Raw genomic sequence first — 1,290 nt, 5'->3', positions numbered from 1 at the left:
CCATCGCCGTGGTGGCCATCTACGTGGGCTTCGGCCTGCTCGGCTATATCACCTATGGCCCCTCGCCGGAGCTCACCCTGTTCAGCGGGCTGCTGGTGCTGCTGCTGGCACCGGAGTTCTTCCAGCCGCTGCGCACCCTCTCCCAGCACTACCACGACCGCGCCGCCGCCCTGGGGGCCGCCGATGGCCTGCTGGCGCTCCTCGAGGCGACGCCCGACCCGGTGCGCGGCACCCGGCCCCCCTCGCCCCTGGCGCCGGAGGCGCTGGCCGAACTGGCGGCCGCCGGCGTGACCCATCCCGGCCGCGGCCGGGTGCTGGGCCCGCTCGACCTGCGCCTGGGCCCCGGCGAGGTGGTGGCTCTGACCGGCCCCTCAGGGGCCGGCAAGTCGACCCTGCTGCAGCTGCTGGCCGGCTTCGTCGGTCCCGGGGAGGGCGAGCGCCGCCTGGCGGAGGGCCTGACGGTCGCCTGGATGGACCAGCGGCCGCTGTTGATCCAGGGGAGCCTGGCCGACAACCTGCGGCTGGCCGCCCCTGAGGCCTCGGCGCAGGCCATGCAGGAGGCGCTGGCCATGGCCGGCCTGGGGGAGCTGCTGGCGCGGCTGCCCGAGAACCTCGAGACGCCGCTGGGCGAGCGCGGCGCCGGGCTCTCCGGCGGTCAGGCCCAGCGCCTGGCCCTGGCGCGGGTCTTCCTCTCCCGGGCTCCCCTGGTGCTGCTCGACGAGCCCACGGCGAGCCTCGATGCCGACGCCGAGGCCCGGGTGGTGGCGGCGCTCGCCGCGCTGGCCGAGGCGGGGCGCACCCTGGTGATCGCCACCCACCATCCGGCGCTGATCGCCATGGCGACGCGACGCCTGGTGATCGACGCGGGCCGGGTCCGGGAGGTCATCCATGGCTGATCGTCGCCACGTCGCCTCGCTGCCCGCCGCGCTGCGTCCCTGGCTCAGGCTGCTGGCCCGGCGTCGCTGGCGGCTGCTCGGCGGTGCGGGGCTGATGGCGCTGACCATGGCCTCGGCCATCGGCCTGCTGGCCCTCTCCGGCTGGTTCATCACGGCGACCGCCCTGACCGGCCTGCTGCTGGCCGCGGGGGTGGCGGTCAGCCTGGATGTCTATGTGCCGGGCGGCGGCATCCGCCTCTTTGCGGTCACGCGCACCGTCGCCCGCTACCTGGAGCGGCTCTACAACCACGACACCGTGCTGCGCCTGCTGGCCGACCTGCGCGCGCGGCTGTTCGGCGCCCTGGCGGCACTCGACGGTCACGCCCTGGCTCGGCGCCGGGCCAGCGACTGGCTC

General features: G+C 75.9%; 1 protein-coding gene and 1 pseudogene. Both read left to right on the top strand.

Annotated features, from left to right (window positions below; all coding sequences use genetic code 11):
* The coding region (locus J5F18_RS12570; RefSeq protein WP_346298958.1) for an ATP-binding cassette domain-containing protein at positions 1 to 896 on the top strand (896 nt) is incomplete at its 5' end.
* A pseudogene (locus J5F18_RS12565) lies at positions 889 to 1,290 on the top strand (thiol reductant ABC exporter subunit CydC); the annotation flags it as partial. The gene J5F18_RS12570 and the pseudogene J5F18_RS12565, both read left to right, overlap by 8 nt.

This window comes from Halomonas sp. BM-2019, from assembly GCF_017584085.1.
The sequence above is the reverse complement of the archived record's forward strand: the minus strand, read 5'-3'. Positions and strand labels throughout refer to the sequence as shown.